20 protein-coding genes and 1 pseudogene are annotated in these 24,623 nt (G+C 66.5%); 14 read left to right on the top strand and 7 right to left on the bottom strand.

What is annotated here, in order from left to right; all coding sequences use genetic code 11:
• Positions 1-11: 11 nt before the first annotated feature.
• Positions 12-2,222 (bottom strand): ATP-dependent helicase, encoded by a 2,211-nt coding sequence (locus HV773_RS19790; protein ID WP_129563369.1) that lies wholly within the window; start codon positions 2,220-2,222, stop codon positions 12-14.
• Positions 2,223-2,432: 210 nt separating this feature from the next.
• Here HV773_RS19790 and HV773_RS19785 point away from each other — a divergent pair, with 210 nt between their 5' ends.
• The 3 genes from HV773_RS19785 to panS all read left to right on the top strand — a co-directional run bounded on the left by HV773_RS19785 (position 2,433) and on the right by panS (position 5,614).
• Positions 2,433-2,654 (top strand): RNA-binding S4 domain-containing protein, encoded by a 222-nt coding sequence (locus tag HV773_RS19785; protein WP_028215955.1) that lies wholly within the window; start codon positions 2,433-2,435, stop codon positions 2,652-2,654.
• 162 nt (positions 2,655-2,816) lie between these two features.
• On the top strand, positions 2,817-4,235 hold the full coding sequence (locus tag HV773_RS19780) for an MATE family efflux transporter (protein ID WP_129562478.1): 1,419 nt from the start codon (positions 2,817-2,819) through the stop codon (positions 4,233-4,235).
• Between the two features lie 401 nt (positions 4,236-4,636).
• On the top strand, positions 4,637-5,614 hold the full coding sequence (gene panS, locus HV773_RS19775; RefSeq protein WP_175196536.1) for a ketopantoate/pantoate/pantothenate transporter PanS: 978 nt from the start codon (positions 4,637-4,639) through the stop codon (positions 5,612-5,614).
• Positions 5,615-5,690: 76 nt separating this feature from the next.
• On the opposite strand, the gene HV773_RS19770 is transcribed toward panS, so the two are convergent.
• Positions 5,691-6,077, bottom strand: a complete 387-nt coding sequence (locus HV773_RS19770) for a DUF2917 domain-containing protein (RefSeq protein ID WP_175196534.1) — start codon at positions 6,075-6,077, stop codon at positions 5,691-5,693.
• Positions 6,078-6,426: 349 nt separating this feature from the next.
• Between HV773_RS19770 and HV773_RS19765 the strand changes: the two genes are divergently transcribed.
• Both HV773_RS19765 and fumC read left to right on the top strand, forming a co-directional pair.
• A complete protein-coding gene (locus tag HV773_RS19765) occupies positions 6,427-8,055 on the top strand; it encodes a phospholipase D family protein (protein ID WP_175196540.1) in 1,629 nt (542 codons plus the stop codon).
• 52 nt (positions 8,056-8,107) lie between these two features.
• Complete coding sequence (gene fumC / locus HV773_RS19760; RefSeq protein WP_175196532.1) at positions 8,108-9,508, top strand: class II fumarate hydratase; 1,401 nt, start codon at positions 8,108-8,110, stop codon at positions 9,506-9,508.
• Positions 9,509-9,518: 10 nt separating this feature from the next.
• Here fumC and HV773_RS19755 read toward each other — a convergent pair whose 3' ends face one another.
• From HV773_RS19755 to HV773_RS19745, 3 genes are all read right to left on the bottom strand, one after another.
• Entirely contained in the window at positions 9,519-10,022 is a 504-nt protein-coding gene (locus HV773_RS19755; RefSeq protein ID WP_129562482.1) for an acyl-CoA thioesterase, read from the bottom strand.
• A 110-nt stretch (positions 10,023-10,132) separates the two neighbouring features.
• Positions 10,133-11,146 carry a GlxA family transcriptional regulator gene (locus HV773_RS19750; RefSeq protein ID WP_129562483.1) on the bottom strand — a complete coding sequence of 338 codons (1,014 nt, stop codon included), beginning with the start codon at positions 11,144-11,146 and terminating at the stop codon, positions 10,133-10,135.
• Positions 11,147-11,270: 124 nt separating this feature from the next.
• The gene (locus HV773_RS19745; protein ID WP_174220057.1) at positions 11,271-11,408 is read right to left on the bottom strand and encodes a hypothetical protein; all 138 of its coding nucleotides are present in this window, start codon (positions 11,406-11,408) and stop codon (positions 11,271-11,273) included.
• A 242-nt stretch (positions 11,409-11,650) separates the two neighbouring features.
• Here HV773_RS19745 and HV773_RS19740 point away from each other — a divergent pair, with 242 nt between their 5' ends.
• Positions 11,651-12,364 (top strand): ArsR/SmtB family transcription factor, encoded by a 714-nt coding sequence (locus HV773_RS19740; protein WP_129562484.1) that lies wholly within the window; start codon positions 11,651-11,653, stop codon positions 12,362-12,364.
• A gap of 247 nt (positions 12,365-12,611) precedes the next feature.
• Positions 12,612-15,308 (top strand): DUF6600 domain-containing protein, encoded by a 2,697-nt coding sequence (locus tag HV773_RS19735; protein WP_129562485.1) that lies wholly within the window; start codon positions 12,612-12,614, stop codon positions 15,306-15,308.
• 184 nt (positions 15,309-15,492) lie between these two features.
• Here HV773_RS19735 and HV773_RS19730 read toward each other — a convergent pair whose 3' ends face one another.
• Together HV773_RS19730 and HV773_RS19725 are read right to left on the bottom strand one after the other, a co-directional pair.
• Complete coding sequence (locus tag HV773_RS19730) at positions 15,493-16,464, bottom strand: thymidylate synthase (protein WP_129562486.1); 972 nt, start codon at positions 16,462-16,464, stop codon at positions 15,493-15,495.
• Between the two features lie 637 nt (positions 16,465-17,101).
• Positions 17,102-18,493: a sigma-54 dependent transcriptional regulator gene (locus tag HV773_RS19725; RefSeq protein ID WP_129562487.1), complete on the bottom strand. Its 1,392-nt coding sequence runs from the start codon at positions 18,491-18,493 to the stop codon at positions 17,102-17,104.
• 576 nt (positions 18,494-19,069) lie between these two features.
• Between HV773_RS19725 and HV773_RS36915 the strand changes: the two genes are divergently transcribed.
• The 7 genes and pseudogenes from HV773_RS36915 to HV773_RS19690 all read left to right on the top strand — a co-directional run.
• The gene (locus tag HV773_RS36915) at positions 19,070-19,597 is read left to right on the top strand and encodes a hypothetical protein (RefSeq protein ID WP_227875307.1); all 528 of its coding nucleotides are present in this window, start codon (positions 19,070-19,072) and stop codon (positions 19,595-19,597) included.
• A gap of 116 nt (positions 19,598-19,713) precedes the next feature.
• A complete protein-coding gene (locus tag HV773_RS19715; protein ID WP_227875308.1) occupies positions 19,714-20,217 on the top strand; it encodes a hypothetical protein in 504 nt (167 codons plus the stop codon).
• Complete coding sequence (locus tag HV773_RS19710) at positions 20,214-20,843, top strand: hypothetical protein (protein WP_175196530.1); 630 nt, start codon at positions 20,214-20,216, stop codon at positions 20,841-20,843. Before HV773_RS19715 ends, HV773_RS19710 begins: the two co-directional genes overlap by 4 nt.
• 25 nt (positions 20,844-20,868) lie before the next feature.
• Positions 20,869-22,452: a cell wall anchor protein gene (locus HV773_RS19705; RefSeq protein ID WP_129562489.1), complete on the top strand. Its 1,584-nt coding sequence runs from the start codon at positions 20,869-20,871 to the stop codon at positions 22,450-22,452.
• Between the two features lie 180 nt (positions 22,453-22,632).
• Positions 22,633-23,277, top strand: a complete 645-nt coding sequence (locus tag HV773_RS19700; protein ID WP_227875412.1) for a C39 family peptidase — start codon at positions 22,633-22,635, stop codon at positions 23,275-23,277.
• 14 nt (positions 23,278-23,291) lie between these two features.
• The gene (locus HV773_RS19695) at positions 23,292-24,134 is read left to right on the top strand and encodes a peptidase C39 (RefSeq protein ID WP_129562491.1); all 843 of its coding nucleotides are present in this window, start codon (positions 23,292-23,294) and stop codon (positions 24,132-24,134) included.
• Positions 24,135-24,327: 193 nt separating this feature from the next.
• A pseudogene (locus HV773_RS19690) lies at positions 24,328-24,623 on the top strand (hypothetical protein); the annotation flags it as partial.

Below are 24,623 nucleotides of genomic sequence, written 5' to 3'. Positions count from 1 at the left end.
AGGGCCCAGCCCTACTCCCACATCTTGCGCAGCTTCGCGCCGATCTCGACCTTCGCGCGCGCGGCGGCGGCCAGCCCCGCCGCGCTCGGCGCGCTCACCACCGGCGCAGGCGGCCAGGCGCTCGACTCGAAAAGCGGCAGCATCTGTGCAGCGATGAAGCGCGTGCGCGACGCCCACACATGACGGTCGCCGCTCGCGGCCTGGTTGTGCAGATAAAAGCGCTGCGGCACGACAATGTGCAGATCCTCTTTCGCGCGCGTCATCGCCACGTAAAGCAGACGCCGCTCCTCTTCCAGTTCCTCGTCGCTGCCCGCGCCGAGATCGGACGGGATGCAGCCGTCCACGCCATTGAGCACGAACACGTTGCGCCACTCCTGGCCCTTGGCCGAATGGATCGTCGAGAGGATCAGGTAGTCCTCGTCGAGCAGTGGATCGGCCGACTCGGCGCTCGTGGCGTCGGGCGGGTCGAGCGTGAGCTCGGTCAGGAAGCGCTCGCGCGACGCGTAGGTGCTCGCGATGCTCTCCATCTGCAGCAAATCGGCGAGACGCACCTGGGCATCTTCGTGATTGCGCTCGAGAAGCGGCTCGTACCAGCGCCGCACACGCTCGAACTCGGCGGGCCAGGGCGTTGCGCGCATACCGAGCTGATCGACGAGCGTCGCAAACGCGGGCCAGTCCTCGGCCGCGCGCGGCGGCGGCGCGAATGCGGCGAGCGCCTGTGCGGCGCGGTACGCCCCTGTGCAGGCCGCGACCTGATCGAGCAGGCGCGCCGCCGTCGCGGGCCCGACGCCGGGCAGCAGTTGCGTCACGCGAAATCCCGCCACGCGGTCGAGCGGATTCTCGGCCCAGCGCAGCACGGCGAGCACGTCCTTCACATGCGCGGCATCGAGAAAACGCAGGCCGCCGAATTTCACGAACGGGATGTTGCGGCGCGCGAGTTCGATTTCGAGCGTCGCGCTATGGTGCGCGGCGCGAAACAGGACCGCCTGCTGCATGAGATTCATGCCGCCCTCGCGCGCCTCCAGGATCTGCTCGACGACGTAGCGCGCCTGAGTGGCCTCGTCTGCAACCGTGACGAGGCGCGGACGCTGCTGCGACGCGCGGTCGGTCCACAAGTTCTTGGTGAAGCGCTCGGCGGCGGCGTCCATCACGGCGTTCGAGGCGGCGAGGATCGGTTCGGTCGAGCGGTAGTTGCGCTCGAGCGTGACCTGACGCGCGGGCGGATCGAACTGCGCCGGGAAATCGAGGATGTTGCGCACCGTCGCGCCGCGAAACGAGTAGATCGCCTGGGCGTCGTCGCCGACCACGGTGAGGCCGCGCCCGTCCGGCTTGAGCGCGAGCAGGATCGACGCCTGCAGGCGGTTGGTGTCCTGATACTCGTCGACGAGGATATGGTCGAAGCGCCCCGCCAGATCGGCCGCGATGGTCGGTTCTGCGGCCATGTGCGCCCAGTAGAGCAGCAAGTCGTCGTAGTCGAGCACGTTCTGCTTCTGCTTGGCGTCCACATAGGCCGCGAACAGCGCGCGCAGTTGCGGCTCCCATTCGAGGCACCATGAGAACGAGCGCGCGAGCACGTTCGCGAGCGAGTCGCCGGTGTTGACGACGCGCGAGTAGATCGCGAGGCAGGTCGACTTCGCGGGAAAGCGCTTGTCCTTCGCCGACAACCCCAGTTCGTGGCGCACGAGGTTCATGAGATCGGCGGAGTCTTCGCGGTCGTTGATCGTGAACGCTGGCGAGAGGCTGATCTGCTCGGCGTATTCGCGCAGCAGACGCGCGCCGATGCCGTGGAACGTGCCTGCCCAGGTGAGCCCCTGGGCCAGCGCCGCCGCTGCGCCAGAAACACCCGCTGCAATGCGCGCGACGCGCCGCGTCATCTCCTGCGCCGCGCGGCGCGAGAAGGTCAGCAGCAGGATGCGATGCGGATCGGCGCCGTTCGCGACCAGATGCGCGACGCGGTGCGCTAGCGTGTTGGTCTTGCCCGAGCCCGCGCCGGCGATCACCAGCAGCGGCGCAGGGAGCGCCGCGCCGGGCGCGAACGCCTGCGGCCCGCCATGCTCGACCGCGGCACGCTGGGCGTCGTTGAGCTTCGCGAGGTACGACGCCGCCTCGCGCGCGATATCGTTCGTGCTAAGGGAATCCGCGAGAGAGGCAGTGGAGACGGTCGACAAGGCAGATCCGGCGATATCCGGTGAAAATGAGAAGTCGCGTGCCGCGTCGGGCATCGACACGGCGACGCATACTGTATATTCATACACCTCTTGTCCGCAAGCGCCGATCTTGCCGTGATCTGGCGCCATTCAGCGCCCAACTTGGGCGCGCGACGGCGATGTGGCCGAAGCAACGAGGTAACGTCCACCCGCTCTCCCGCAATCGCTTATGATGCTTACCCTTCGCGCGCCCTGCCCGGCGCACCCCTGATTTTCGTTTCCGCCATGCCCAATCTCGATTTCACCCTCACCGGCGACTACGTCGAACTCCACAACCTCCTGAAGATCACCGGTCTCGCCGACAGCGGCGGCTCGGCCAAGCAGATCGTCGCCTCCGGCGCCGTGAAGGTGGATGGCGAAGTCGAACTGCGCAAGACGTGCAAGATCCGCGCGGGCCAGTCGGTGCTGCTCGGCGACACGCGCATTGCCGTGCGCGAAGCCGAGTAAGACAGGCGCTACCCCGGCCAAAGTGAAATAGATTCGAAAGCGGATGCACCATCCGGGTGCTTTTTGTCCGAAAGAAGCGTAATCTCGCATTGAGCTTCCCAACTCGACACGAACGCACTTTCTGAACGCGCGGCGCGATTTATCGCGCCGCGCTTGCTTTTCATGACCCGACCGACTACTCCCGCGCGCGCCGATCACGCGAGCCGCGCCATCGCCCCGCCCTCGCTCAAACGCCACGCCGCCGACACCGCACGCCTCGCCGCGCCGCTCGCCATCGCCCAGCTTTCGCAGATGGCCATGAGCGTGACCGACACCGTGCTGCTCGGCTCGCTGGGCGCGGGCGCGCTCGCGGCGGGCGGGCTCGGCGCGAACCTGTTCTTCGTGGTGGTGACGGTGCTGCAAGGGGTGCTGACTTCGGTGAGCGTGAGCGTCGCGCAAGCGCGCGGCGCCGACGACCTGCACCGCGTGCCGCACATCTACTGGACCGGCTTCGCGCTGTCATTGCTGCTGGCCCTGCCCGCGTTCGCGCTGCTGTCGTTCGCGGGGCCGCTGCTGGTCGCGCTCGGCGAGCCGCCCGTACTCGCCCACCAGGTGGGCGAGTACGCAGCCGTGCTGCGTTGGGGCGCGCCCGCCAGCCTGATCGGCGTGGGGCTGATGCGCTCGTTCCTGCCCGCCATCGGCGCGGCGAAGCGCCTGCTGTGGATCTCGATCATCAGCGTGTTCTTCAACGGCTTCCTGAACTACGGGCTGATTCACGGCGCGTGGGGCCTGCCGCGCCTCGGCTTTCTCGGCTCGGCGGTCGCCACCGCGATCACCGTCTGGCTCACCACGCTGGTGCTGATGGGGCTGCTGCATCTGCGACCGTCACATCAGCACTTCGTGGTCGCGCGGCGGCCCACCGCGCCGCTGATGGGCGAGCTCTTCGCCATCGGCTGGCCGGTGGCGATCACCTACGCCGTGGAATCGATGCTGTTTCTCGCCACCGGCCTGCTGGCCGGCCTGCTCGGCGCGACGCCGCTCGCCGCGCACCAGATCGCGCTGAACGTGGCTTCGGTGATGTTCATGGTGCCGCTCTCGATCGGCCAGGCGGCCAATGTGCGCGTGGGTTACTGGATCGGCGCGGGCGTGCCGCGCGCGGCGCGCCACGCGGGCTTCGTCGCGCTTGCGCTGGGCGTGGGTTTCATGTCGATGTCGGCGCTCGTGATGGTGCTCGCGCCGCACTGGATCGTCGGGCTCTACCTGCATCTCGACGATCCGGCCAACGCGCAGACCGTCGCGCTCGCGGCGTCGCTGCTCGGCGTGGCCGCGCTGTTCCAGATCGTCGACGGCATGCAGACCGTGGGCTCCGGCTGCCTGCGCGGCCTGAAAGACACCCGCATTCCGATGGTCGCCGCGACGCTCGGCTACTGGGGCATCGGCTTTCCGGTCGGCTATGTGCTCGCGTTTCACTTCGGGATGGGCGCGCTCGGGCTCTGGTGGGGGCTCGCGGCCGGGCTCGCGAGCGTGGCCGCGCTTATGACGTGGCGCTTTCACCGCATCAGCCGGCGCGCGCAAATCGAGGCGGCAACGCACGCGGGCTGAAGCCGCGCACGCTCGTTCAGGCGGGTTGCCGACGGGTTGCCGGCGCGTCGCCGATGAGCCCCCGAACAGTTCGTTAAACGCCTGGTTAAAATGGCGGACCTGGCGCCGCTCGCCGTCCGCCCCACAAAGGCAAAAACCAGCGCAAAAAAACCAGGGCCGGAAAATCGCCACTCAGCGGCCACCCCGCCTCCGCCCTGGCTGCGCGCGACGCACCGCACGCCGGCCGGCGCATCAGCCACAGCCGTGGATCACATCGCACTCCGTCCGCACCGGCCCGCGCCAGCCGGCGCGCGTCGGCGCGTCGTCGTGAGTGCGGTTGCCGCGCCTGCTGCGCGAACATTGCGCGCACAACCCAACAACACCCGACAACGCCCGATAACACCCCGCTCACGGACCCACTCATGCTTGCCCCGATTACCCGACTGTTCCCGCTCTGGGCCGTCCTCGTCTCGCTTTTCGCCTACTTCAACCCGGGCGTCGTCGCGCCCGTCACGCCGCACGTCACGACGCTCCTGACGATCATCATGCTCTCCATGGGCGTGACGCTGTCGTTCGCCGACTTCCAGCGCGTCTTTACGCGGCCCGCGCCCGTGCTCGCCGGCATCGTCCTGCACTATCTGGTGATGCCGCTTGCCGCGTGGGTCATTGCCCACGCGCTGCACATGCCGCCCGACCTCACTGCGGGCATGGTGCTGGTAGGCAGCGTCGCGAGCGGAACGGCCTCGAACGTGATGATCTATCTCGCGCGCGGCGACGTCGCGCTTTCCGTGACGATCAGCGCGCTCTCGACGCTCGTGGGCGTGTTTGCGACGCCGCTCCTCACGCGCTTTTACGTCGACGCCTCGATCGTCGTCGACGTGCACGGCATGCTCATGAGCATCCTGCAGATCGTGGCGCTGCCGATTGCCGTCGGCCTCGTCGTGAACCGTCTTGCGGGCCGCCTCGTGCGCCGCGTGGAGCCGATTCTGCCGCTCGTCTCGATGGTCTCGATCCTCGCGATCATCGCGGCCGTGGTGGGCGGCACGCACGCGAGCATCGCCACGGTGGGCCCGCTCGTCGCGCTCGGCGTGGTGTTGCACAACGGCATCGGTCTGCTCGGCGGCTACTGGGGCGGGCGTCTGCTCGGCTTCGACGAATCGGTGTGCCGCACGCTCGCGATCGAGGTGGGGATGCAGAACTCGGGCCTCGCGGCGACGCTCGGCAAGCTCTACTTCTCGCCGCTCGCCGCACTGCCCGGCGCGCTGTTCTCGGTGTGGCACAACCTCTCCGGGTCGCTGCTCGCGGGCTACTGGGCCGGCAAGCCGGCGCGCGGCAGCGAGCGCGATGCCGACGAAGCGCGCAGCGCGAACGCCGGGGCCGCGTCCAGCCGGCGCGGATAAGCCCGGCTGTGCTTCAGGCAGGGCCGCCTATGGCGGGCATCGCGCTTAGCCGCCCGGCCAGCCGCCCTGCCCGGCCTCATCCGCGCAGCGCCCTCATCCGCACATGGGCGGGGCGCTTCGGCGCGCGTGCCGCCAGGCGCGCGAGCCAACCAAGCAAGACACGCACATACCGTTCGCCCGACAAGGCGGACGACGTACACAACTCGCAGCGCACCGCTTCGTCCCATCCGCCGATCCACACCCGCTCACCCGGCGCGAACGGCAAAGCTTCGCCGGGCTCGAGCCAATAGTCTTGCGGGTCGTTTTCCACGGTCATCAGCACGCGCCCTTCGAGCACGCCCAGCACGCCACCCGACGCCCGGCGTACGAGGCGGCAGTGGCCGCGCGCGATCTGCAGTTCTTCGCGCAGTTCCTCGCGCCGCGCCTGAGTCCCGGCCGCGCCCGCTTGCATGATCCGATCCATCGCGCTCTCCTCGGTAGGTGATGGGCGCAGTGTGCGGCGAGTGAGCGCGCCTACGTTTCCATCCGGCATGAAATGAGGCTTGCGGCAGCGCACACGCTTAAGCGCCGTGCGACACGGCTTCCCGATAAAATCGGCGGCAAAAGGCGTACGACGTAAGCGAACCATTAGGGACGCCGCAGCGCCAATAAATTCGCATGCAACCGGGGGGCACGCGCTGTGCGCCAACCCCGGTGGCCAGGAGAGGAGAATCCGCTTGCCCGCGCATACCGTTCAGAGCTTCGCCGCCGATACCCGACCCGCAGCCCCGCGCGCAGCCCTCGCAGCGCCGTCGCGCCGCGCCCGGCCCCGCCTGCTCGCGCCGTTCCCTTCGCTCGCTTCGTTCCGGTTGCTTGCGCTCCTGAGCGTCACGCTGCTCGCGGCCTGCGCGACGCGCCCGCCCGCCACGGCGTTCCAGCGTGCCACCTCGGCGGCGCTGCCCGCCTCGGAGGCGAGCGCCACGCCGCTTGGCGTCGCGCTCGCCGCGCCCGTGGCCGCCCATCCCGACGAATCGGGCTTCCGCCTGCTCGCCACCGGCACCGACTCGCTGCAGATGCGCATCGCACTCGCGCACGCGGCGACGAAAACGCTCGACATGCAGTACTACATCGCCAACGAGGACACCACCGGCAAGCTGCTGCTGGGCTCGGCGCTGTATGCGGCCGATCATGGCGTGCATGTGCGCATGCTAGTCGACGACCTGAACTTCCGTGACATCGACCGTCTGATGGCGGCGCTCAACAGCCATCCGAACATCCAGATCCGCGTGTTCAATCCGTACGGCAGCCCGAGCGAGAGCATGTTCAGCCGAACACGCAACTTCTTCACGAACGTCGACCAGTTCACGCGCCGCATGCACAACAAGGCGACGATCGTCGATAACGAACTCGCGATCGTGGGCGGGCGCAATCTCGGCGACGAATACTTCAGCGCGAGCGAAACGCTGCAGTTCCGCGATCTGGACGTGCTGACCGCCGGGCCGGTCGCGGCCAGCGTCTCGGCGAGCTTCGACGACTACTGGAACAGCAGCGTGTCGTACCCCTTGAACGTGCTCAACCATCAGAAGTTCGAGCAGCACGATCTCGACGCGGCGCGCGACGAGCTGCGCGCGCACTGGCGCGAGACCGCCGACCCGTACAACGCGAAGCCGCTCAACGCCACGCCGCTCGCGCAGCAGATCGTGCGCAATGAACTCGGGCTCACCTGGGCGAAGTGGGAATTCGTGGCCGACGCGCCGGAAAAAATTTCGGGCGCCGAGCGCGGCCAGATGGGCGACGCGATGCGCTCCCTGCTCGATCGCTTCAATCAGGCGCACAGCAGCGTGCTGATCATCTCGCCGTATTTCGTGCCGCACGACGCGGGCGTGCAGGCCATCCGCGCGCTCACTGCGCGCGGTGTGCGCGTGGCGATCCTCACCAATTCGCTCGCGGCCACCGACGCCGTCGCCGTGCAGGCCGGCTACAGCCCCTACCGCGTGCCGCTGCTGGAGGCCAACGCGGAGCTCTACGAGTTCAAGTCCGTACAGCCCAAGCCCGAGCGGGCGCGCCGCTTCCCCATGATCGGTTCGCGCTCGCGCGCGAGCCTGCACGCGAAAGCCTATGTGATCGACGACAGCACGCTGGTGATCGGCTCGCTCAATCTCGACCCGCGCTCGGCCAATCTGAATACGGAGCTCGCGCTCGCCGTGGAAAGTCCAACGCTCGCGCAAGAAGTGGCCAAACTCTTCCAGTTCGCGACCTCCCCGAAAGTGAGCTATCGCGTCTCGCTCGCGACGCCTGCCCAGCTCGCGTCGCTGCGCGGCAGCGCGATTTCGTCGCCGCTCGTGTGGACCGACGAGGAAGACGGCATGGTCCGCACCTACAACCTCGACCCCGGTGCGGGTTTCTACAGGAATGTGCTAACCGGACTATTCTTGCTGTTGCCGGTCGACAGCCAGTTGTGAGCCCCCAGGGCCTGGCTTCCCGCGCGCGCCACATTCACCTTGGAGTGTCACCATGACCGGGAACGTCAGAATGGAACGCGACACGTTCGGCGAGATCGCCGTGCCCGCCGCGCAACTCTGGGGCGCGCAAACGCAGCGCTCCCTGCAGAATTTCCGCATCTCGAGCGAGAAGCAGTCGCCCGAGCTCATCACCGCGCTCGCCACGATCAAGCGCGCCGCCGCCGAAGTGAATCTCTCGCTCGGCATGCTCGACGAAACGAAAGCGCGCGCGATCATCGCCGCTGCCGACGAGATCATCGAAGGCAAGCACCCCGGCGAATTCCCGCTCGCGGTCTGGCAAACGGGCTCCGGCACGCAAACCAACATGAACCTCAACGAGGTGATCGCGAACCGCGCAAGCGAGATTCTGGGCGGCGAGCGCGGCGAGGCACGCAAGGTGCATCCGAACGACGACGTCAATCGCGGCCAGTCGTCAAACGACGTGTTCCCCACCGCGATGCACGTGGCCGCCGCGTACGGCATCGCCAAGCATCTGCTGCCCGCGCTGAAGACGCTGCGCGACACGCTGCAAGCCAAGTCGAAGCAGTTCGCCGACATCGTGAAGATCGGGCGCACGCACCTGCAGGACGCCACGCCGCTCACGCTCGGCCAGGAGTTCTCGGGCTACGTCGCGCAGCTCGACCAGGGCATCCGGCACGTGGAGTCGACGCTGCCCCACCTGTACGAGCTCGCGCAGGGCGGCACCGCCGTGGGCACGGGTTTGAATGCGCATCCGCAGTTCGCGCAGAAGGTGGCCGAAACCATCGCGAAGCTCACGGGCGTGCCCTTCGTCACCGCGCCCAACAAGTTCGAAGTGATGGCCGCCGCCGACGCGCTGGTGTTCGCGCACGGCGCGCTCAAGACGGTGGCGGCGAGCCTCATGAAAATCGCCAACGACATCCGCTGGCTCGCGAGCGGCCCGCGCTGCGGACTCGGCGAACTTTCGATCCCCGAGAACGAGCCGGGCAGCTCGATCATGCCGGGCAAGGTGAATCCTACGCAATCCGAAGCAGTTACGATGCTGTGCTGCCAGGTGTTTGGCAACGACGTGGCCGTGAACGTGGGCGGCGCGAGCGGCAACTTCGAGCTAAACGTGTTTCGCCCGATGATCGCGCATAACGTGCTGCAGTCGATCCGGCTGCTCGCTGACGGCGCGCTCTCCTTCAACGATCATTGCGCGGTGGGCATCGAGCCCAACCGCGCGCGCATCGACACGCTGCTCAACGAGTCGCTGATGCTGGTGACGGCGCTCAACCCGCACATCGGCTACGACAAAGCCGCGCAGATCGCCAAGAAGGCGCACAAGGAAGGCACGACGCTCAAGGCTGCCGCGCTCGCGCTCGGCCACGTGAGCAGCGAGCAGTTCGACGAATGGGTCAAGCCCGCCGATATGGTGGGCACGCTAAAGGAATAAGCCCAGCCGATCAGATCCGGCCTTTCGCCACTTCGTCGGGCTTCAGTTCGACGATCGCGTCGAGCGCTTCCTTCACGTCGAGCGCATATTTCGCGAGACGCTTTTGCTCGTCCGTTTCCGGCACGAAGGTCGGCACGGGAATCGGGTTGCCGTTTTCGTCGACGGCGACGAACACGATCAGGCAATCGGTCGTGAGGCGCAGCTGGCCACTCTTCGGGTCGCCCGCGTGCACGGTGATGTGGATGTGCATCGAGGTGCGGCCCGTGGCCACCACGCGCGCGCGCAACTCGACCATGTTGCCGACCAGAATCGGCCGGCGAAAGCGGATGTTGCCGACGCTCACCGTCACGCAATAGCGGCCCGACCAGACGGCAGCGCACGCGTAGGCGGTTTCGTCGATCCATTTCATCAGGGCGCCGCCGTGGACTTTGCCACCGAAGTTCACGGAAGTCGGCTCGGCAAGAAAACGGAACGTCGTTTCCGAACGGTCCAACGGCTGGGAAGGCGTACTCATGGTGGCTCCGCTCGTGGGGGTTGCGCCTTGCTGACAAGGCGTCGTTATAGGGTTGCGTCGATTATACGAGCGCCGTATGTCATCCAGTCATCCGCCGACGCTCCGCGCGCTCAGGCCGATGAAAACCGCGTCCGGTAGTCGAGCGGCAGCACGCCATAGCGCCGCTCGAACGCGCGCCGCAGGTTCTGCTCGGTGCCGAAACCGCAGTCCGCGGCAATGCGCTTGAGGGGAAGGCGCGACTGCGCGAGCGCGTGCGCAGCGGCTTCCACGCGCATGGCCGAGACGGTGCGCGCAGGCGTTCGCCCCACCGACTCGACATAGCGCCGCGCGAAGGTGCGCGGGCTCATGCGCGCCGCTTCGGCGAGACGCTCGACGCTCAACTCCCTATGCAGGTTCGCGGCCATCCAGCCATGCAGCGCGTCGAATGCACCGCCCGCCGCGCTTTGCGCCTCCAGCGCCTCGCTGAACTGCGCCTGGCCGCCCGGACGTTTCATGAACACGACGAGTCGCCGCGCGGCACGCATGGCGACCGCGTGGCCGCAGTCTTCCTCGATCAGCGCGAGCGCGAGATCGATGCCGGCTGTCACGCCCGCCGAGGTCCAGATCACCCGGCCGTCGCGCTCGTCGCGCACGAAGATCGGCTCGGGGTCGACATTCACACGCGGAAAACGGCGCGCAAGCTGCGCCGCGTTGAGCCAGTGTGTAGTGGCGCGCCGGCCATCGAGCAGACTCGCTGCGGCAAGGTAAAACGCGCCGGTGCAGACCGAGGCGACACGCCGCGCGCGCGGTGCGGCGGCGGCGATCCAGGCGACGAGTTCGGGCTGCAGCACGGTCGAATCGTCGATGGGAACGCCCGGGATGATCAGCGTGTCGATGGCGGTGGCGTCGAGCGTGTCGAGCCGCTCGGTGACGACCGGCATGCCCGCGAACGTGGGCAGCACACCGCCCTCCACCGAGGCGAGCGTGACGCGGTAGACGCAGGGATCGGTGGAATCCGTGGCGCGGCCTGCGCGCATCGCCAGTTCGGCCCGCCAGAAAGCCTCGACCGGCCCGCAGGCGTCGAGCAGCACGAGATCGGGTGCAACCGCGAAAACCACGTGGCGCACGCAAGGAGACGCGGACATAGGAGTGCAAACGGCGATGAAGACTCGAAGCGGCCATCATCGCACGCGCGCCGTTGGCAGACTCGCCTATCTTGCGTCAATTTCTGCCACGTATGGCAGCGCCCGGATCGTCTGTCCTGGCCGGTTATTTGTGAATCGTGATGCCCTCGTCAATCGTGCCGTACATCGTGATGCCGCTCGCGGTGCTGTTCGACGGTGCGGTGCCGCCAGCGCAGGCCGTGCACAGCAGCGCAATCGCCATAAGGGCCAGAATTCGTTTCATGACTGACTGTTTGCTTCCAGAAAGAAATTCATTCTAGCGCGCCACAGCCGGGCCTCCACGGCAAGTCGGCAACGTCGCGCCTCACTCGCCCACCTGCGCGCCTTGTTTGCAGGCCAGATTCGCACGCCATATTTCACCGCAGCCTGAAACGTCGAATCGCTGATTTCGCTAGAGTAAGCACATGGACGAACAGCCGGCGCAAGCCGTGCCGTTCTAGCCGCCAGTTCCGCACGGGAGCCATCATGCCTCTTCCCCCCACCGACGAAACCAGCCACTTCCCCGGCCTCGCGCGCGTCGCGGCGCTGCTCGCCGACCCCGGCCGCGCCGCCATGCTGTGGGCGCTCATGGACGGCAGCGCGCGGCCGGCCGGCGAACTGACTATGATCGCGGGCCTTTCGCCGTCCGCCGCGAGCGCGCATCTCGCCCGGCTCGCCGAAGGCGGCCTGCTCAAGCCCGAAGTACGCGGGCGGCACCGCTATTACCGCATCGCCACCGCCGAAGTCGCCGCCGCCATCGAAGCGCTGATGAACGTCGCGCACGCCGCCGCGCCCGCGCAGCCCGCGACGCGCCCCGCGCGCACCGTGCCCGTCGAGATGCGCCACGCGCGCACCTGCTACGACCACATGGCGGGCGAAGTCGCGGTGCGCGTGTTCGACCTGCTCGTCGAAGGCGGATGGCTCGTGCGCAATGACGACGATCTCGAAGTGACGGAGCAAGGCGTCGCGCGGCTTTCGAACTGGGGCGTCGACGTGAAGGCGCTGCACGCGCGCCGGCGGCGCTTCGCCTGCACCTGCCTCGACTGGAGCGAGCGGCGCCCGCACCTGGGCGGCGCGCTCGGCGCGGCCCTGCTCGAACGCTTTACCTTGAACGGCTGGGTCGAGCGCGCGAGCCGCCCGCGAGTGCTGCGCATCACGCCGCTCGGCCAGCACGAATTCGACACCTTCGTGACGTCATAAGCACCTCAACAAGCTGACAAATACCCAACAAAATCCGCTAACGCGCATCGAAAAGCGGCCTTTCCAGGGACAGGCACACGTTCTGTTACATCTGGTGCATAAGCCCTAACAATTGAGCGCCCATTGAAACAGGCGCGGCAGATAGAGTTCCCCACATGGCGCCCCGAAATTCGTTCGGGGCGCTGTGCTGTGCATGGGATGGCACTAAGGCGCTAAAGCGCCAAGTGCCATCGACAGGAGAACCAATATGACAACGCGCACCTCATCGCTCACCACGCACGAAGACCCGAACTCGCAAGTCGCGACACGCCGCCCGCATGGCCGCACACTGATCGCCGGCGCCGTGCTCGCCGCTTTCGCGTTCAGCCTCACGGGCGCCAACGCCTGGGCGCAAGCCGCGCCCGGCGCGGGCGACCCGCCCGGACGCGTCGCGCGCCTCGACTATATGGCGGGTGACGTGACCACCGAGCCGGCCGGCGCCACCGACTGGTCCTATGCGCAGCTGAACCGCCCGCTTACGACCGGCGACCAGATCTGGAACGACGCGAATGCGCGCTCGCAGATGCATATCGGCTCGACGGCGGTGCGCATGGGCCCGCAAACGAGCGTCGACGTGCTCAACCTCGACGACTCGAGCGCCCAGCTCAAAGTCGCCCAAGGCACGCTCTCGACGCGCGTGCGCGAACTCCCCCCCGGCGGCGCGTATGAAATCGACACGCCCAATCTCGCGCTCGGCGTGACGAGCCCCGGCGACTATCGCGTGGACGTCGCACCCGATGGCAGCGCCACGACAGTCACGGTGCGCAGCGGCAATGTGACGGTGTATGGCGAGAACGGTCAGACGCCGATGTCGGCGGGCCAGCAGATCCGCTTTGCCGGCACCGACCTGCAGCAGGTCGAGAACGAGGCCGCGCCGCCGCCCGATGCCTTCGACCAGTGGGCGCTCGCGCGCGACGCAGCCGAGGACCGCTCGGTCTCGGCGCGCTATGTCTCGCGCGACATTCCCGGCTATCAGGATCTGGACGCCAACGGTACGTGGCGTCAAAGCCCGCAGTATGGCGAGGTCTGGACGCCCAACGACGTGCCGTCGGGCTGGGCGCCGTATCACGACGGTCACTGGGTGTGGCAAGCGCCTTGGGGCTGGACGTGGGTGGACGACGCACCGTGGGGCTTCGCGCCTTATCACTATGGCCGCTGGGCCCAAGTCGACGATTCGTGGGCGTGGGTGCCGGGCCCGATCGTCGAGACCGCGCCGCCGGTCTACGCGCCCGCGCTCGTCGCCTTCGTAGGCGGCGGCGGCGGCGGCCCCGACTGGGGCGTGAATCTCGCCATCGGCGGCGCGGCGGCGGCGGGCGTCGCGTGGTTCGCGCTCGGGCCGGGCGAGCCGTGGCATCCGCATGGGGGCGACTGGAGCCCGCGCTACTACGATCGCGTGAATCAGACCGTGATCGTCAATAACTACCGCCACGATGTAAACGTCACGAATATCACGAACGTCAATGTGCACAACAACACGTTCGTGAACTACCGCGTACCAGGCGCCGTGACTGCCGTGCCCGCCACGGCCTTCGTCCACGGCCAGCCGACCTCGCGCTTCGCGCAGCACGTCGACCCGCGCCAGTGGCAGAACGCGCGCATCCAGTCGGGCACGCCTGGCATCGCGCCGGTCAAGGGCAGCTTCGGCCCGAACCTGCGCCGCGCCGATTACCGGCCGCCTGCGTCGCTCAATCAGCGGCAAGTGGTAGCGACGCGCGCACCGGTTGCGCCGCCCGCCTTCCATGACAACCTCGCGCAGCGTTTCGCCCGTGGCGGCGGCGCCGTGCCGGGCGCGGGCGCGCCCGTCGTGCGCGTCTCCGCGCCGGCGCACGCCCCGTTCTCGCCCGCCTCGCACGGAGGATGGCCGCAGCAGAACGTGCGCGTCGTGCCGCCGCACTCGCCTGTGATTGGCGCTACGGGCCGGCCTAACGGCCAACTGGGTGGCCAACCCATCGGCCAGCCGGGGCGGCCCAACGGCGCGCCCGGCCAGGCGTCCAATCAGATGCGCGGTCAAATGCCGGCTCAAATGCCAGGCCAAACGCCGGGTCAACCGCCGCGTCCGGGCGCTTTCGCCCAGGGCGGCCCGCATGGCCCCAACGAGTCCATGCCCATGCGCGGACAGCAACCCGGCCAGCCCGGCATGCCGCCCGCAATGGCGAACGGCCACGGCCCGTCCGCCGGGCAGCCGAACGAAGCGCATGGCGTGCCGCGTCCGCCGCAGTTCGCCGGCCGGCCGGAAGGTGCGCAACCGCAGGGTTCCCTGCCCGGCGGCCAGCCGCACGCACCCGGCACGCCGGGAGCCGCCGGCAACATGAATGGCCGCGCGATGGCGAGTGCGCCGGGCGAGGCGCATCAGCCGTCGTGGATGCAACCGCACTCGCCGATTGCCCAGCGTGGGCAGCCCGGCGGCGCAGCGCCGGGTCAGGAGAGCCGCCAGCAAGCCCTCGCGGCAATGCAGCAGCCGCATGACGGCGCGCCGGCTCGCATACTGCAACCCTCCGCCGGCAACGCGTCGCACGGACCGCAAGCGGGCGCGCAAGCCCACCCGCAGCCCCAGGCGCAGCCGGAGCAACGCGCCGACTTTCATCCGCAGCCGCAGCCGCGCGAGCAACCGCGCCCGCAGCCTCAACCGCAGGCCGAGTTCCATCCGCAGCCCCAGCCGCAGCCGCGTGAAACACCGCGTCCGCAACCGCAGCAGCAACCTCAGCCGCGTGCGGAATACCATCCGCAGCCCCAGCCGCAACCGCGTGCGGAATTTCACCCGCAACCGCAGCCGCAACCACGTGCCGAGTTCCACCCGCAGCCGCAGCCCCAGCCGCAGCCGCGCCCCGAGCCCCGTCCGCAGCCTCAACCCCAGCCGCACCCGCAAGCGGGTGGTGGCGGCCACGACGACCGCCATCGCGGCTAAGCCCACCTGCCCCGGCGCGCGCAAAAAAAGCGCGCGCCATCAACGCAAAAGCCCGCGAACGTTCTGAACTGAACCCCGTAAGTTGGACACCGATCCAACCTTTGGGGTGCAGTTCATTCACCGTTCGCGGGCTTTATCTATCGTGCGCGGCTCCAGCCAGGCGCCACCGCACTACCTCAGCACGCTAAACCGCCATCGGCGCGGTAAGCGGTTCGTGATGCCGGTAGCCAGCCAGCGAGAAGTCCGACGGCTCGACTTTCTCGAGCCACTCCGGCTCGTAGATACCGGTTTTCGCGTACTCGGGCACGCGCGAAGCGATCTCGAGGCGCGGGCTCTCATAGGGCTCGCGGCGCAGTTGCTCGTTGAGCATGCCGAGCTGGTTCTCGTAGATATGCGCGTCGCCGATAAAGTACGTGAACCATCGCGGCGTATAGCCGGTCAGGCGGCCGACGAGATGCAGCAGCACCGCGCCTTCGGTCAGATTGAACGGCGTGCCGAGCCCGACGTCGTTGCTGCGGATATACAGGCACAGCGAGATCTCGCGCTTCGCGACGTTCGGCAGGAATTGGTAGAGCAGATGGCACGCGGGCAGCGCGATTTCATCGAGCACCGCTGGGTTCCAGCCATGAAACAGAATTCGGCGATCGGCGGGATTGTTCATGATCGTATCGAGACACTGGCGCAGCTGATCGACCGCCTTGTAGAGCAGCACCTTCGGGCGGCCGTTCTCGCTGAATTCACTGACGCGCGCGTAGCCGCGCGACTGCGCGTCGGCAAGCTGCGCGCTCGCGTCGGCGTCGAGCACCTTGTAGGCGGGCCACTGGCGCCACTGAACTCCGTAGACGTCGCCCAGATCGTCGGTGCCGCGGCGGTACGGATTGGCCAACCACTGCGCGTTCTCGTTCGCATTGGCATCCCAGACCTTGCAGCCGAGCGCGCGGAAATCCGCCGCGCTGCGCGAGGCGCGCAAGAAGCCGATCAGCTCGCCCACCGCCGACTTGAACGCGAGCTTTTTCGTCGTGACAGCGGGGAAGCCCTGTTGCAGATCGAAGCGCAACATCGCGCCCGGCATGCTGATCGTGCGGATGCCGGTACGGTTTTCCTGCCAGGTGCCGGTGTCGAGAATCGAGCGGACGAGCTCGAGGTACTGTTTCATGCGCGCTTCCCTGAGCGGGCGCGCGAGCGCACCCGATGCGGATTCAAAAGCGAGATTCTATAGCAAGCGGGCAAACGGCAGATCCGGCCGAATGGGTCAGGCAGCGCAGAACAAGCGGGATACAAGCGGGGTACAAGCAGGAAGACGCGCAACGACACGACGACGTATTGGCATAACATGCTTATGCAATACGCATTATCTCGGCGAAGCGAAAAATAAAATAATTAATGGGCCTCGCGGAAACGTCATGTGGCAAATGCAAACGGAGGCAAACGGAGAAAAATTCGACACGCAGAATAGCGTGACAGCCGTGGGGCAAATTCGTGAGCAAATGATGCGCGAATAATCCACCCTATCGCCATCGGCAAACCCGGGCCGCACGCACGAACGCAAGCAAACGCAAGCGTGGCTCAAGCCACGCGGACAAGGCGGCCCACACACGCGAGCCGCCCGCCGCACGAACCCGCGCCCCCGCGCGGGACCGCCTGGCACCCCTGCACCCTACAGTCCGTCCAGCACCCTCATGGCCGTTTCCGGCTCTTCGTCGCCTGCTTCTTCGGCGCTTGTCCGGCTGCTTTGCGCAGCCGCTTTATGGTCCCCTCAGCGAGGCCGCTTTCAGGTCACCTTCAAGTCACCTTCAAGCCCCGCCCCCCGAAATCAGCCCGCCCGGATGCGGCGCGAGCGGGTCGCTCTCCATATGCCGCATGCCGTGCGCGCACAACAGCCGGTACAGCGTCACACGCGAAATACCCAGTTCCTGCGCAGCGTCGCCAAGGCGCCCGCGATGGCGCAGCAATGCAAGTTCGATGGCCTGACGCTCGGCGGCCTCGCGCGCCTGCGCAAGCGAGACCGGCACCACCTCGACGTAATCGCCGAGTTCCAGATCGCGCGCCGTGATCGCCCGCCCTTCCGACATGACGATCGCACGCCGTACGCGGTTGATGAGCTCGCGCACGTTGCCCGGCCAGCTGTAGTTATGCAGCGCCGCGATGGCGTCGGGCGAAAAGCCTCGCAGGCGGCGCGTGCTGTCTTTCTTGAAGCGCTCGAGCATGTGCCGCGCGAGCAATTCGATGTCCTTGCCGCGCGCGCGCAGCGGCGGCTCGTCGATCTGCAGCACGCACAGGCGGTGATACAAATCCTGGCGGAAGCGCCCTTCGACCATCGCCGCGCGCATGTCCACGTGCGTGGCGGAGATGATGCGCACATCCACCGGCATCGACTGATGGCCGCCCAGGCGCTCGATCTTGCCTTCCTGGAGAAAGCGCAACAGGCTCGCCTGGCTTTCCATCGGCAGATCGCCGATTTCATCGAGGAAAAGCGTACCGCCGTTGGCCGCTTCCACGCGCCCGGTCTTGCGCTGGCTCGCACCCGTGAATGCGCCGCGCTCGTAGCCGAAGAGCTCCGACTGCAGCAGATGCGGCGGAATCGCCCCGCAGTTGATGGGCACAAACGGCGCATTGCGCCGGGACGAGCGTTCGTGAATCGCCACCGCAGTGAGTTCCTTGCCGGTGCCCGACTCGCCCGAAATGAACACCGGCGCGTCGGTCATCGCGACCTTGCGGATCGAGCGGAACAGCGCCAGCATGGCCTCGCACGAGCCCACCATTTCGCCTTCGGCGCCGCCCGAATGGTCGTTCGAGGCACGCTCGCAAAGCGCGACCATGCCATAGGCGTGGCCCACGGAATCGACGATGCGCTCGCCACTCCAAGGCACCGTTACGTAATCGAAACAGTAATCGCGCACGAGACGGCGCAAATTGGCGTCCTGCAACTGGCCAGTGGTGGTCGCAGCCACCCAGCCCACGTTAGGCAACGTCAGGCACGGCTCGAAGGCGCCGATCTCATGGAGGTGGAATTCGCTGGTCAAATCGAGCAGCCCACCTGCGGGCAAACCCGCGCGCAGCGCCCGCCGCGCGTCCCGCGCGTTGCCGACGATCTCCACCTGCCAGCCCCGCTCGTGGAACCGCTCGTTCAGCGCTTCATTCGGATTGCGCGTCACGTAAACCAATTGCCGCATTGCGGATTCCATTATTCAGATCCTCTTGCCAACACATCGTTGCGAAATGACGGCACGCACCTGATGTACAGACACGCCGCAAAAGAAACCATTCGCCGGGCGCAATTAAACGCGGGCGAACATAGGGGCTTTTGCGAACAGTGAATCCCCGAACTGCGGCGTGTGGTCAACTCGGCCCTCTCAGGGCCTTTGTTATGGCTATTACTCGTTTTTCTGAAGCTTACTATATGCACCGGGGTGTTGGATAGGAAATATGCGGCGTGAATCGATAAGGGCGCGATGGAAAGGTTTCCATTACACAACCGCTGAATTGTAAGAGGAAAATCAATTGCGGATGTTTCCATTCTGTTGCTCCCGCACTGTTTTCCAGACGCATCAGATTACGTCGGACAAAATCGCGCAAACGTTTTCCTTGTAACTTTCCGGCGAATTTCTCGCGTTTAAAACAGATCGACGTTTCAGCGCTGAAACGTTTTTTCGAAAATCCGCTATTCAAAATCCGTAGAAAATATTCCAACCCTCGACGTATCAATGGATTGCGTGGCATGGCACACGTTTCGCTAAATGTCTCGCACAAGGAGATACGCCATGCGACTCATTCCTTCGAACGTCAGGCGCAGTGTGACCGGCCCGTGCGGCATGCTTGCCGCCGTGCTGATTCCCGCCGTGCTCTTCGCCTTCGCACCGTCGGTGCGCGCGCAAACCACGACAGATGTGGCGAGTGCGAGTGTCGTCGCGGCGAACTCGAGTGTCGTTCCTGCAACAAACGCGGCCATGACGAGCGCAACGCTCGATATGAGCATGGCCCCTGACTCCTATTACGGCACCAGCAGCAAGAACTTGAGCGCCGATATGAGCGCCCGCACACTCGCCGCCGATCCCGGCCCCGCTGGGGACGATCCGGCGCTCGCGGGCATCGGCGCCCTCGACGACCAGACGCTCGAGCGCCAGCGCGGCGGCGCCGTGGGCATGGTGATGGTCGCCGCCACGCCGCAGCTCATGCGCGGCAACGGCGTGACGCTGTGGGACGAAATCGCCCCGCCCGCCCCGCTGCCGATCCCGGTGGACGCCGGCCAGGCGGCACAGGGAAATATCGCCAGCTACGTCCGGAAGTAACGGCAAGAACGCGGCAGACAACGCCGTTATCGCCCAACCGGCCCCGTGCCGGGCACAGCGTGGTTCGGAAGCGGCGCCCAATGCGCGCCGCACCGCAAACAGAGACGGAGACAGACATGATCGTTCGCTTGAAGACGCCGCGCCGGCACTCCGCCCGGCTCGCCGCCGTGCTGAGCGCCGCATTCGCGGCGGCGCTGGCGGCAGGCGTCAACGCTCAGCAGGTGACCAATCCCGGCGACATCATCGTCGAGCGCGACATCACCCCGCGCAGCGCGTTCGCCGCCGTGCCGAAGAGCCAGGACCCCGTACTCGTGCGGGCCACCACGTTCCCGAAGAACACGTTCGACCCGACCATGGCGACGCTCGTCAACGATACGGATCTCACCAACGCGCACGGCAATTCCGGCGTGAACACCAGCGGCGCGCTCGCCGGCGAGGCCGCGGGCATGCAGGCCATCACCCGCGTTCTCGTGGGCAATCCGGCGGGTACGAGTTCGGCGCTCGGCGCGGGCGGCAGCGCCCAGGCCGTGGGCGGCCTGGGCGGCACGATCTCGTCCACGGTCACCAGCGCAATCTTGCCGGTCACGAACGCGCTGGGCGCGATCGGGAGCATGAAATGAGCCGCCGCACGCACCCACGGAACGTTTCGCGCGCTTTGGAAGCCATCGCGCTCGCCGCCTCACTGGCCACGCTCGCAACTGCCGCGCAGGCCCAGGTCACGGTAGGCGCGACCGCCGTGATCGCGCCGAACGCCGCGACCTCGACCACCGGCGCGCTCGCCGTGAACGAAACGGCCGGGCTCGACAACGCCCAGGCTAACCAGCTGACCATCACTAACGGCGGCTCGGTCGCCAATGTGAATCTCGACGAACAAGGCGCCACGACGCGCGCGCGGCTCGGCAATGCCACCGCGCTCATCGGCTCGGGCGCATTCGCAAACACGTCCGGCGCCATGATGGTGAATCAGTCGGCGGGCGTGGGCAACATCCAGCGCAACAGTGCGCAGATCAGCACTGGTGTGCTCGGAGTCGCGTTGGTGTCGGACGGGGAGTTGTCCTCGGCCAGCGCGACGAACGGCGGTATGGGCAACCAGCCAGGCGAGACACGCGGCATTCGTGAGGTACGCATCGACGGTGCGGCCTTCAGGAATGCAACGGGCCTCGTACAGGTGAACCAGACAGCCGGCGCCGGTAACGTCACGGCAAACAGTTTTGTGCTCCGTCCCCCGGCGGGCACTCTTTTTTAACTGACCACTAGTATCGGAGCGAAACATGAAGCGCACCCTCATCGCAGCAGCAGTCCTCGCGACGGCGGCTAGTTCCGCTTTCGCAGGTCCCAAGACGGCTTTCCTCTTCAACGCCACAGGAGTCACCGAGTTTGTGGGCATTGAAGGCTTTGTCGGCCTGTTCGGATGCGTGAGCGTCTCGAGCACGGCAGGCGCGGTCATCAACAACACGCAGAATACGAGCGGCGGCACGCTGCTTCCGCAGGCGCAGAGCTACCAGTTCGGCAACGTCACGACCACGTACGACAACAAGACGTGGAGCAAGGTCGGCACGGGTACGAACTCGAGCTACCGGACCTCGTCGTACGGCGAGGCCTCGGCTTCGCAGTCGGCAAGCGCGTCATCACACACGAATAACGTGAGCGCCTCCACCTCGAAGACCTCGTCGAGCAACTCGAGCTTCGGCAAGACCTTCAACGCCGGCATCGCGGCCGACTATCACGTCGCCACTGACAACGGCAGCACGAGCAATTCGACGACCGCAAGCACCTACAGCGACACGGGCAGCGCCTCGCACGGCCATGCGTACCAGAGCGTTGGCAACAACACCTCAACGCATTCGCAGAGCGGCAACGCGGGGGTTCAGGTCGGCGCCTCGTGGACGCACACCGGCAACTTCTTGAACGGTTCGGCCACTTTCGCCGCGAGCGGCTCCGAAGGCTCCTCGCACACGAAGACCAACTCGCATAACAACAGCGACGCGACGGCAACGGCTAGCACGTGGTCCAAGAACAACGACCGCAACACGAGCAACAGTTCGACCAACGCGAACACCGCCTATGCCGACGGCTCGGGCAGCGCCGCGGTCTCGGCCTATGCGAACGGCACCAGCTCCAAGTCGAGCGACTCGAGCAGGACGTACAACCATATGTACAGCGACTCGAGCAGCAGCTCGCACTCGCACTCGCAGTCCTACGGAAGGGAGACGGCTGAAAGCCATACGTCTGGTTACAGCGTGAACGACACGATGACGACGGTCAACGAAACGACGACCGGCTCGATCACGGATCACATCAACACGCAGCAGGCCGGCACGCTTGACGCCAACACGGGTAACAACGCAGCAACCGGCGTGACGGGCAACCTCGGCGTGAACATCGCCGAAGGCATCAACAACGCGCAAAGCAACGACGTCGCGCTCGCTTCGGTCGATGTGGGCAATGTGTTCGGTAACGCTCAGATTTTCAACAATCAGGCGTCCGCGGGCAGAGCGAATGTGAAAAACTTCAATCTGAACGCATCGGTGGGTGACGGCTCGCTCGCCAGCGTCTCGGGCAATGTCGGTGTGAACGTCGCTTCGGGTATCGGCAACGCGCAGAACAACAGCCTCGCCGGCTCCGTAACGACGGCCACGAACGCCGGCTCCGCCCAGACCACGGCGATGGTCGCGACCGACAACAACGTGCAGAACGCGGGCATGACGGCGACTGGCCAGTTCCAGGGCACGGCTAGCCTCGGCGCTAACACGCTGACCGGCGCGAGCGGCAACATCGGCGTGAACATTGCCGGCGGCATCGGCAACCTGCAGCACAACGGCATGGCCATCGCGGCTATGAGCAACGGCCACTAAGCATCACTAAGCAATTCGGTAGTCGATGTAATTCCAGGCTGTACCCCGGCGCGCCGGCTGCTGTCACATAGCGGCTGGCGCGCAAACCCGATGCAGGAGACCACCATGTCCGGGTCCGTTTCGTCCCCGGCGTCAAGAACATGTGCTGTCGCGTTGGCGCTCGCCGCCGCCGCGGCGTGGATGCCTTGTCATGCGCAGTCGACCATCGACGGGACCCACTTGATCGGCGTGCCGATCAAGTTGCCGGTCCACTCGATGCGCGAGATTCGCTACAACAGCGTCGTCACGCAGCAATACGACTACAGCTGTGGTGCCGCCGCGCTCGCGACGCTGCTCAAGTACGGCTACGGCATCGACATTCCAGAACCGGAACTGATCCGGCGCATGATGGTGTTCTCCACCCCCGAGGTGGTCGTGAAGAACGGCTTTTCCATGCTCGACATGAAGAAGTTCGTCGAAACGATCGGCCTGCGCGGCCGGGGCTTTCGCGTCAATACCGACGCGCTTTATCACCTGCAGATTCCCGTGCTCGTTCTCATGAACATCGAGGGCTACGAGCACTTCGTGATCGTCAAGCATGCCGAGAACGGCCGCGTCTTCATCGCGGACCCCGCGCTCGGCAACCGCATCGTCGCCGAGGACGACTTTGCGAAGACGTGGAACGGACTCGTCTTCGCCGTGCTCGGCAAACCGTTTCGGGAGGATTCTCCGCTGTTGCAGAACAACGAGTCGCTCGCCCTGAAGCTGCGCGAGAACGCCTTGCTCAATGGCACGGCGGCGACTCCCTTCTTCGAATACGGCCTCGACAAGGCCTTGATGTTCTGAAGTCCTGAAGAGTCATGAAACGCAACCTCTCACAGTGTGGCATCGCGGCAGGCGTCTGCGCGCTCGCCTGCGCTTGTACGGGCAATGCGTACGCAGCAGAAAGCCTCGCCGCCACCCAGGCGGCCGTGCCTGCATTTCTCTCGGCGGGCGGCGCTGACGCGCAGCCCGTGCGCTGCGAGCTCGTCGACGACGACGTGCTCGCACATCAAACCGGCAAGTACGCCGGCAGCGACATGATTTCCGGGTTCGTACTCAACGTGCTGTCGCAATGGCAGCTGCCCAACGGCGCCAGCGCCGTCGCGCAAGGCGCGCTCACCGTCTCGCAGAACACAGCCAACCAGCTGAGCGCGAGCGTGCAAACCCGCGCCAACGTCACCGACCCGATGCCGGGCGGCACCACCCCGGGCAATAGCGGCGCCACGCCGAACACGTCGGCCTCGGGCGGCCAGAACGTGTCGGTCAACGGCGTATCGCAGATCACCCAGGTGGCCGGCAACAGCAACGTCGGCTCCAACGCCGCGACTATCGATTACAGCAATACCCTGCCGATCGCCGGCATGGCGGGCTCCAACCAGACGAGCGCAGCGGCTTCGAACGCGAACGGCACCATCAAGGCCGGCATCGCATTCGGCGGCAACGGCATCAACGTCACGCTCCAGACGCCCGCTGGCATGGCGACACAAAACATCGTGCCTGGCAGCGCCCAGCAGGCGGGCGCCATTGCCCAGCTGCTCCAGGTCGCGGGCAACAACCAGCAAGTCGCAAACCAGTTGCAGCTTAGCTTGCAGACGCAGCAGTTGAGCGCACAAATGATCCGGCAGGCCGGCGTATTACAGGCTCTACGCAACACCCGTTAAGAAAAGCGCCGCCTGGTTACAGCAACAAGATGCCGCCGACCGCCATCGACGGCCGCCATAAGGAGACACCGGCAGGAGGCCAGCACGCGAACCGCCAGAACGCGTGAAGCAACATCGAGCAAGCGTATCGACGATGCGAGCGCAGAACCAGAACGTTCTGTCATGCATCGGCTTTCGATCCGGGGGGAAAAGAATGAATACGACGTACCAGACGGCGGCGCCGCGTTTGACGCTGGCCGCCATTCCAGCAGCAGTCCTGCTTTTCGCGCTCGCGCAAACTGCCAATGCGCAGGCGCTGCAAAGCCAGTCTGTCGAAGACCGTCTCAACACGCTCATGCGTGTGGTGGACGAGCAGCAGAGACAAATCCAGTCTCTCGAGCGCCAGGTCACGAACCTCGAAATGGCGCAGCGCGGGCGCGGCATGCCGGGCGCGGGTGCGCCGGCCGCCAGCGACGGCGCGAGCGTCGCCGACCAGCCCGGCGCGGACGG

Origin of the sequence: Paraburkholderia caffeinitolerans (assembly GCF_902859945.1) — a bacterium.
In the GTDB taxonomy this organism is placed as follows: Bacteria; Pseudomonadota; Gammaproteobacteria; order Burkholderiales; family Burkholderiaceae; genus Paraburkholderia; species Paraburkholderia caffeinitolerans.
The sequence above is the reverse complement of the archived record's forward strand: the minus strand, read 5'-3'. Positions and strand labels throughout refer to the sequence as shown.

Excerpts from the sequence above, each read along its gene's own strand:
- HV773_RS19790 (WP_129563369.1), bottom strand. The coding sequence starts at position 2,222 with ATGCCCGACGCGGCACGCGACTTCTCATTTTCACCGGATATCGCCGGA.
- HV773_RS19785 (WP_028215955.1), top strand. The coding sequence starts at position 2,433 with ATGCCCAATCTCGATTTCACCCTCACCGGCGACTACGTCGAACTCCAC.
- HV773_RS19780 (WP_129562478.1), top strand. The coding sequence starts at position 2,817 with ATGACCCGACCGACTACTCCCGCGCGCGCCGATCACGCGAGCCGCGCC.
- panS (WP_175196536.1), top strand. The coding sequence starts at position 4,637 with ATGCTTGCCCCGATTACCCGACTGTTCCCGCTCTGGGCCGTCCTCGTC.
- HV773_RS19770 (WP_175196534.1), bottom strand. The coding sequence starts at position 6,077 with ATGGATCGGATCATGCAAGCGGGCGCGGCCGGGACTCAGGCGCGGCGC.
- fumC (WP_175196532.1), top strand. The coding sequence starts at position 8,108 with ATGACCGGGAACGTCAGAATGGAACGCGACACGTTCGGCGAGATCGCC.
- HV773_RS19755 (WP_129562482.1), bottom strand. The coding sequence starts at position 10,022 with ATGAGTACGCCTTCCCAGCCGTTGGACCGTTCGGAAACGACGTTCCGT.
- HV773_RS19750 (WP_129562483.1), bottom strand. The coding sequence starts at position 11,146 with ATGTCCGCGTCTCCTTGCGTGCGCCACGTGGTTTTCGCGGTTGCACCC.
- HV773_RS19745 (WP_174220057.1), bottom strand. The coding sequence starts at position 11,408 with ATGAAACGAATTCTGGCCCTTATGGCGATTGCGCTGCTGTGCACGGCC.
- HV773_RS19740 (WP_129562484.1), top strand. The coding sequence starts at position 11,651 with ATGCCTCTTCCCCCCACCGACGAAACCAGCCACTTCCCCGGCCTCGCG.
- HV773_RS19735 (WP_129562485.1), top strand. The coding sequence starts at position 12,612 with ATGACAACGCGCACCTCATCGCTCACCACGCACGAAGACCCGAACTCG.
- HV773_RS19730 (WP_129562486.1), bottom strand. The coding sequence starts at position 16,464 with ATGAAACAGTACCTCGAGCTCGTCCGCTCGATTCTCGACACCGGCACC.
- HV773_RS19725 (WP_129562487.1), bottom strand. The coding sequence starts at position 18,493 with ATGGAATCCGCAATGCGGCAATTGGTTTACGTGACGCGCAATCCGAAT.
- HV773_RS36915 (WP_227875307.1), top strand. The coding sequence starts at position 19,070 with ATGCGACTCATTCCTTCGAACGTCAGGCGCAGTGTGACCGGCCCGTGC.
- HV773_RS19715 (WP_227875308.1), top strand. The coding sequence starts at position 19,714 with ATGATCGTTCGCTTGAAGACGCCGCGCCGGCACTCCGCCCGGCTCGCC.
- HV773_RS19710 (WP_175196530.1), top strand. The coding sequence starts at position 20,214 with ATGAGCCGCCGCACGCACCCACGGAACGTTTCGCGCGCTTTGGAAGCC.
- HV773_RS19705 (WP_129562489.1), top strand. The coding sequence starts at position 20,869 with ATGAAGCGCACCCTCATCGCAGCAGCAGTCCTCGCGACGGCGGCTAGT.
- HV773_RS19700 (WP_227875412.1), top strand. The coding sequence starts at position 22,633 with ATGCCTTGTCATGCGCAGTCGACCATCGACGGGACCCACTTGATCGGC.
- HV773_RS19695 (WP_129562491.1), top strand. The coding sequence starts at position 23,292 with ATGAAACGCAACCTCTCACAGTGTGGCATCGCGGCAGGCGTCTGCGCG.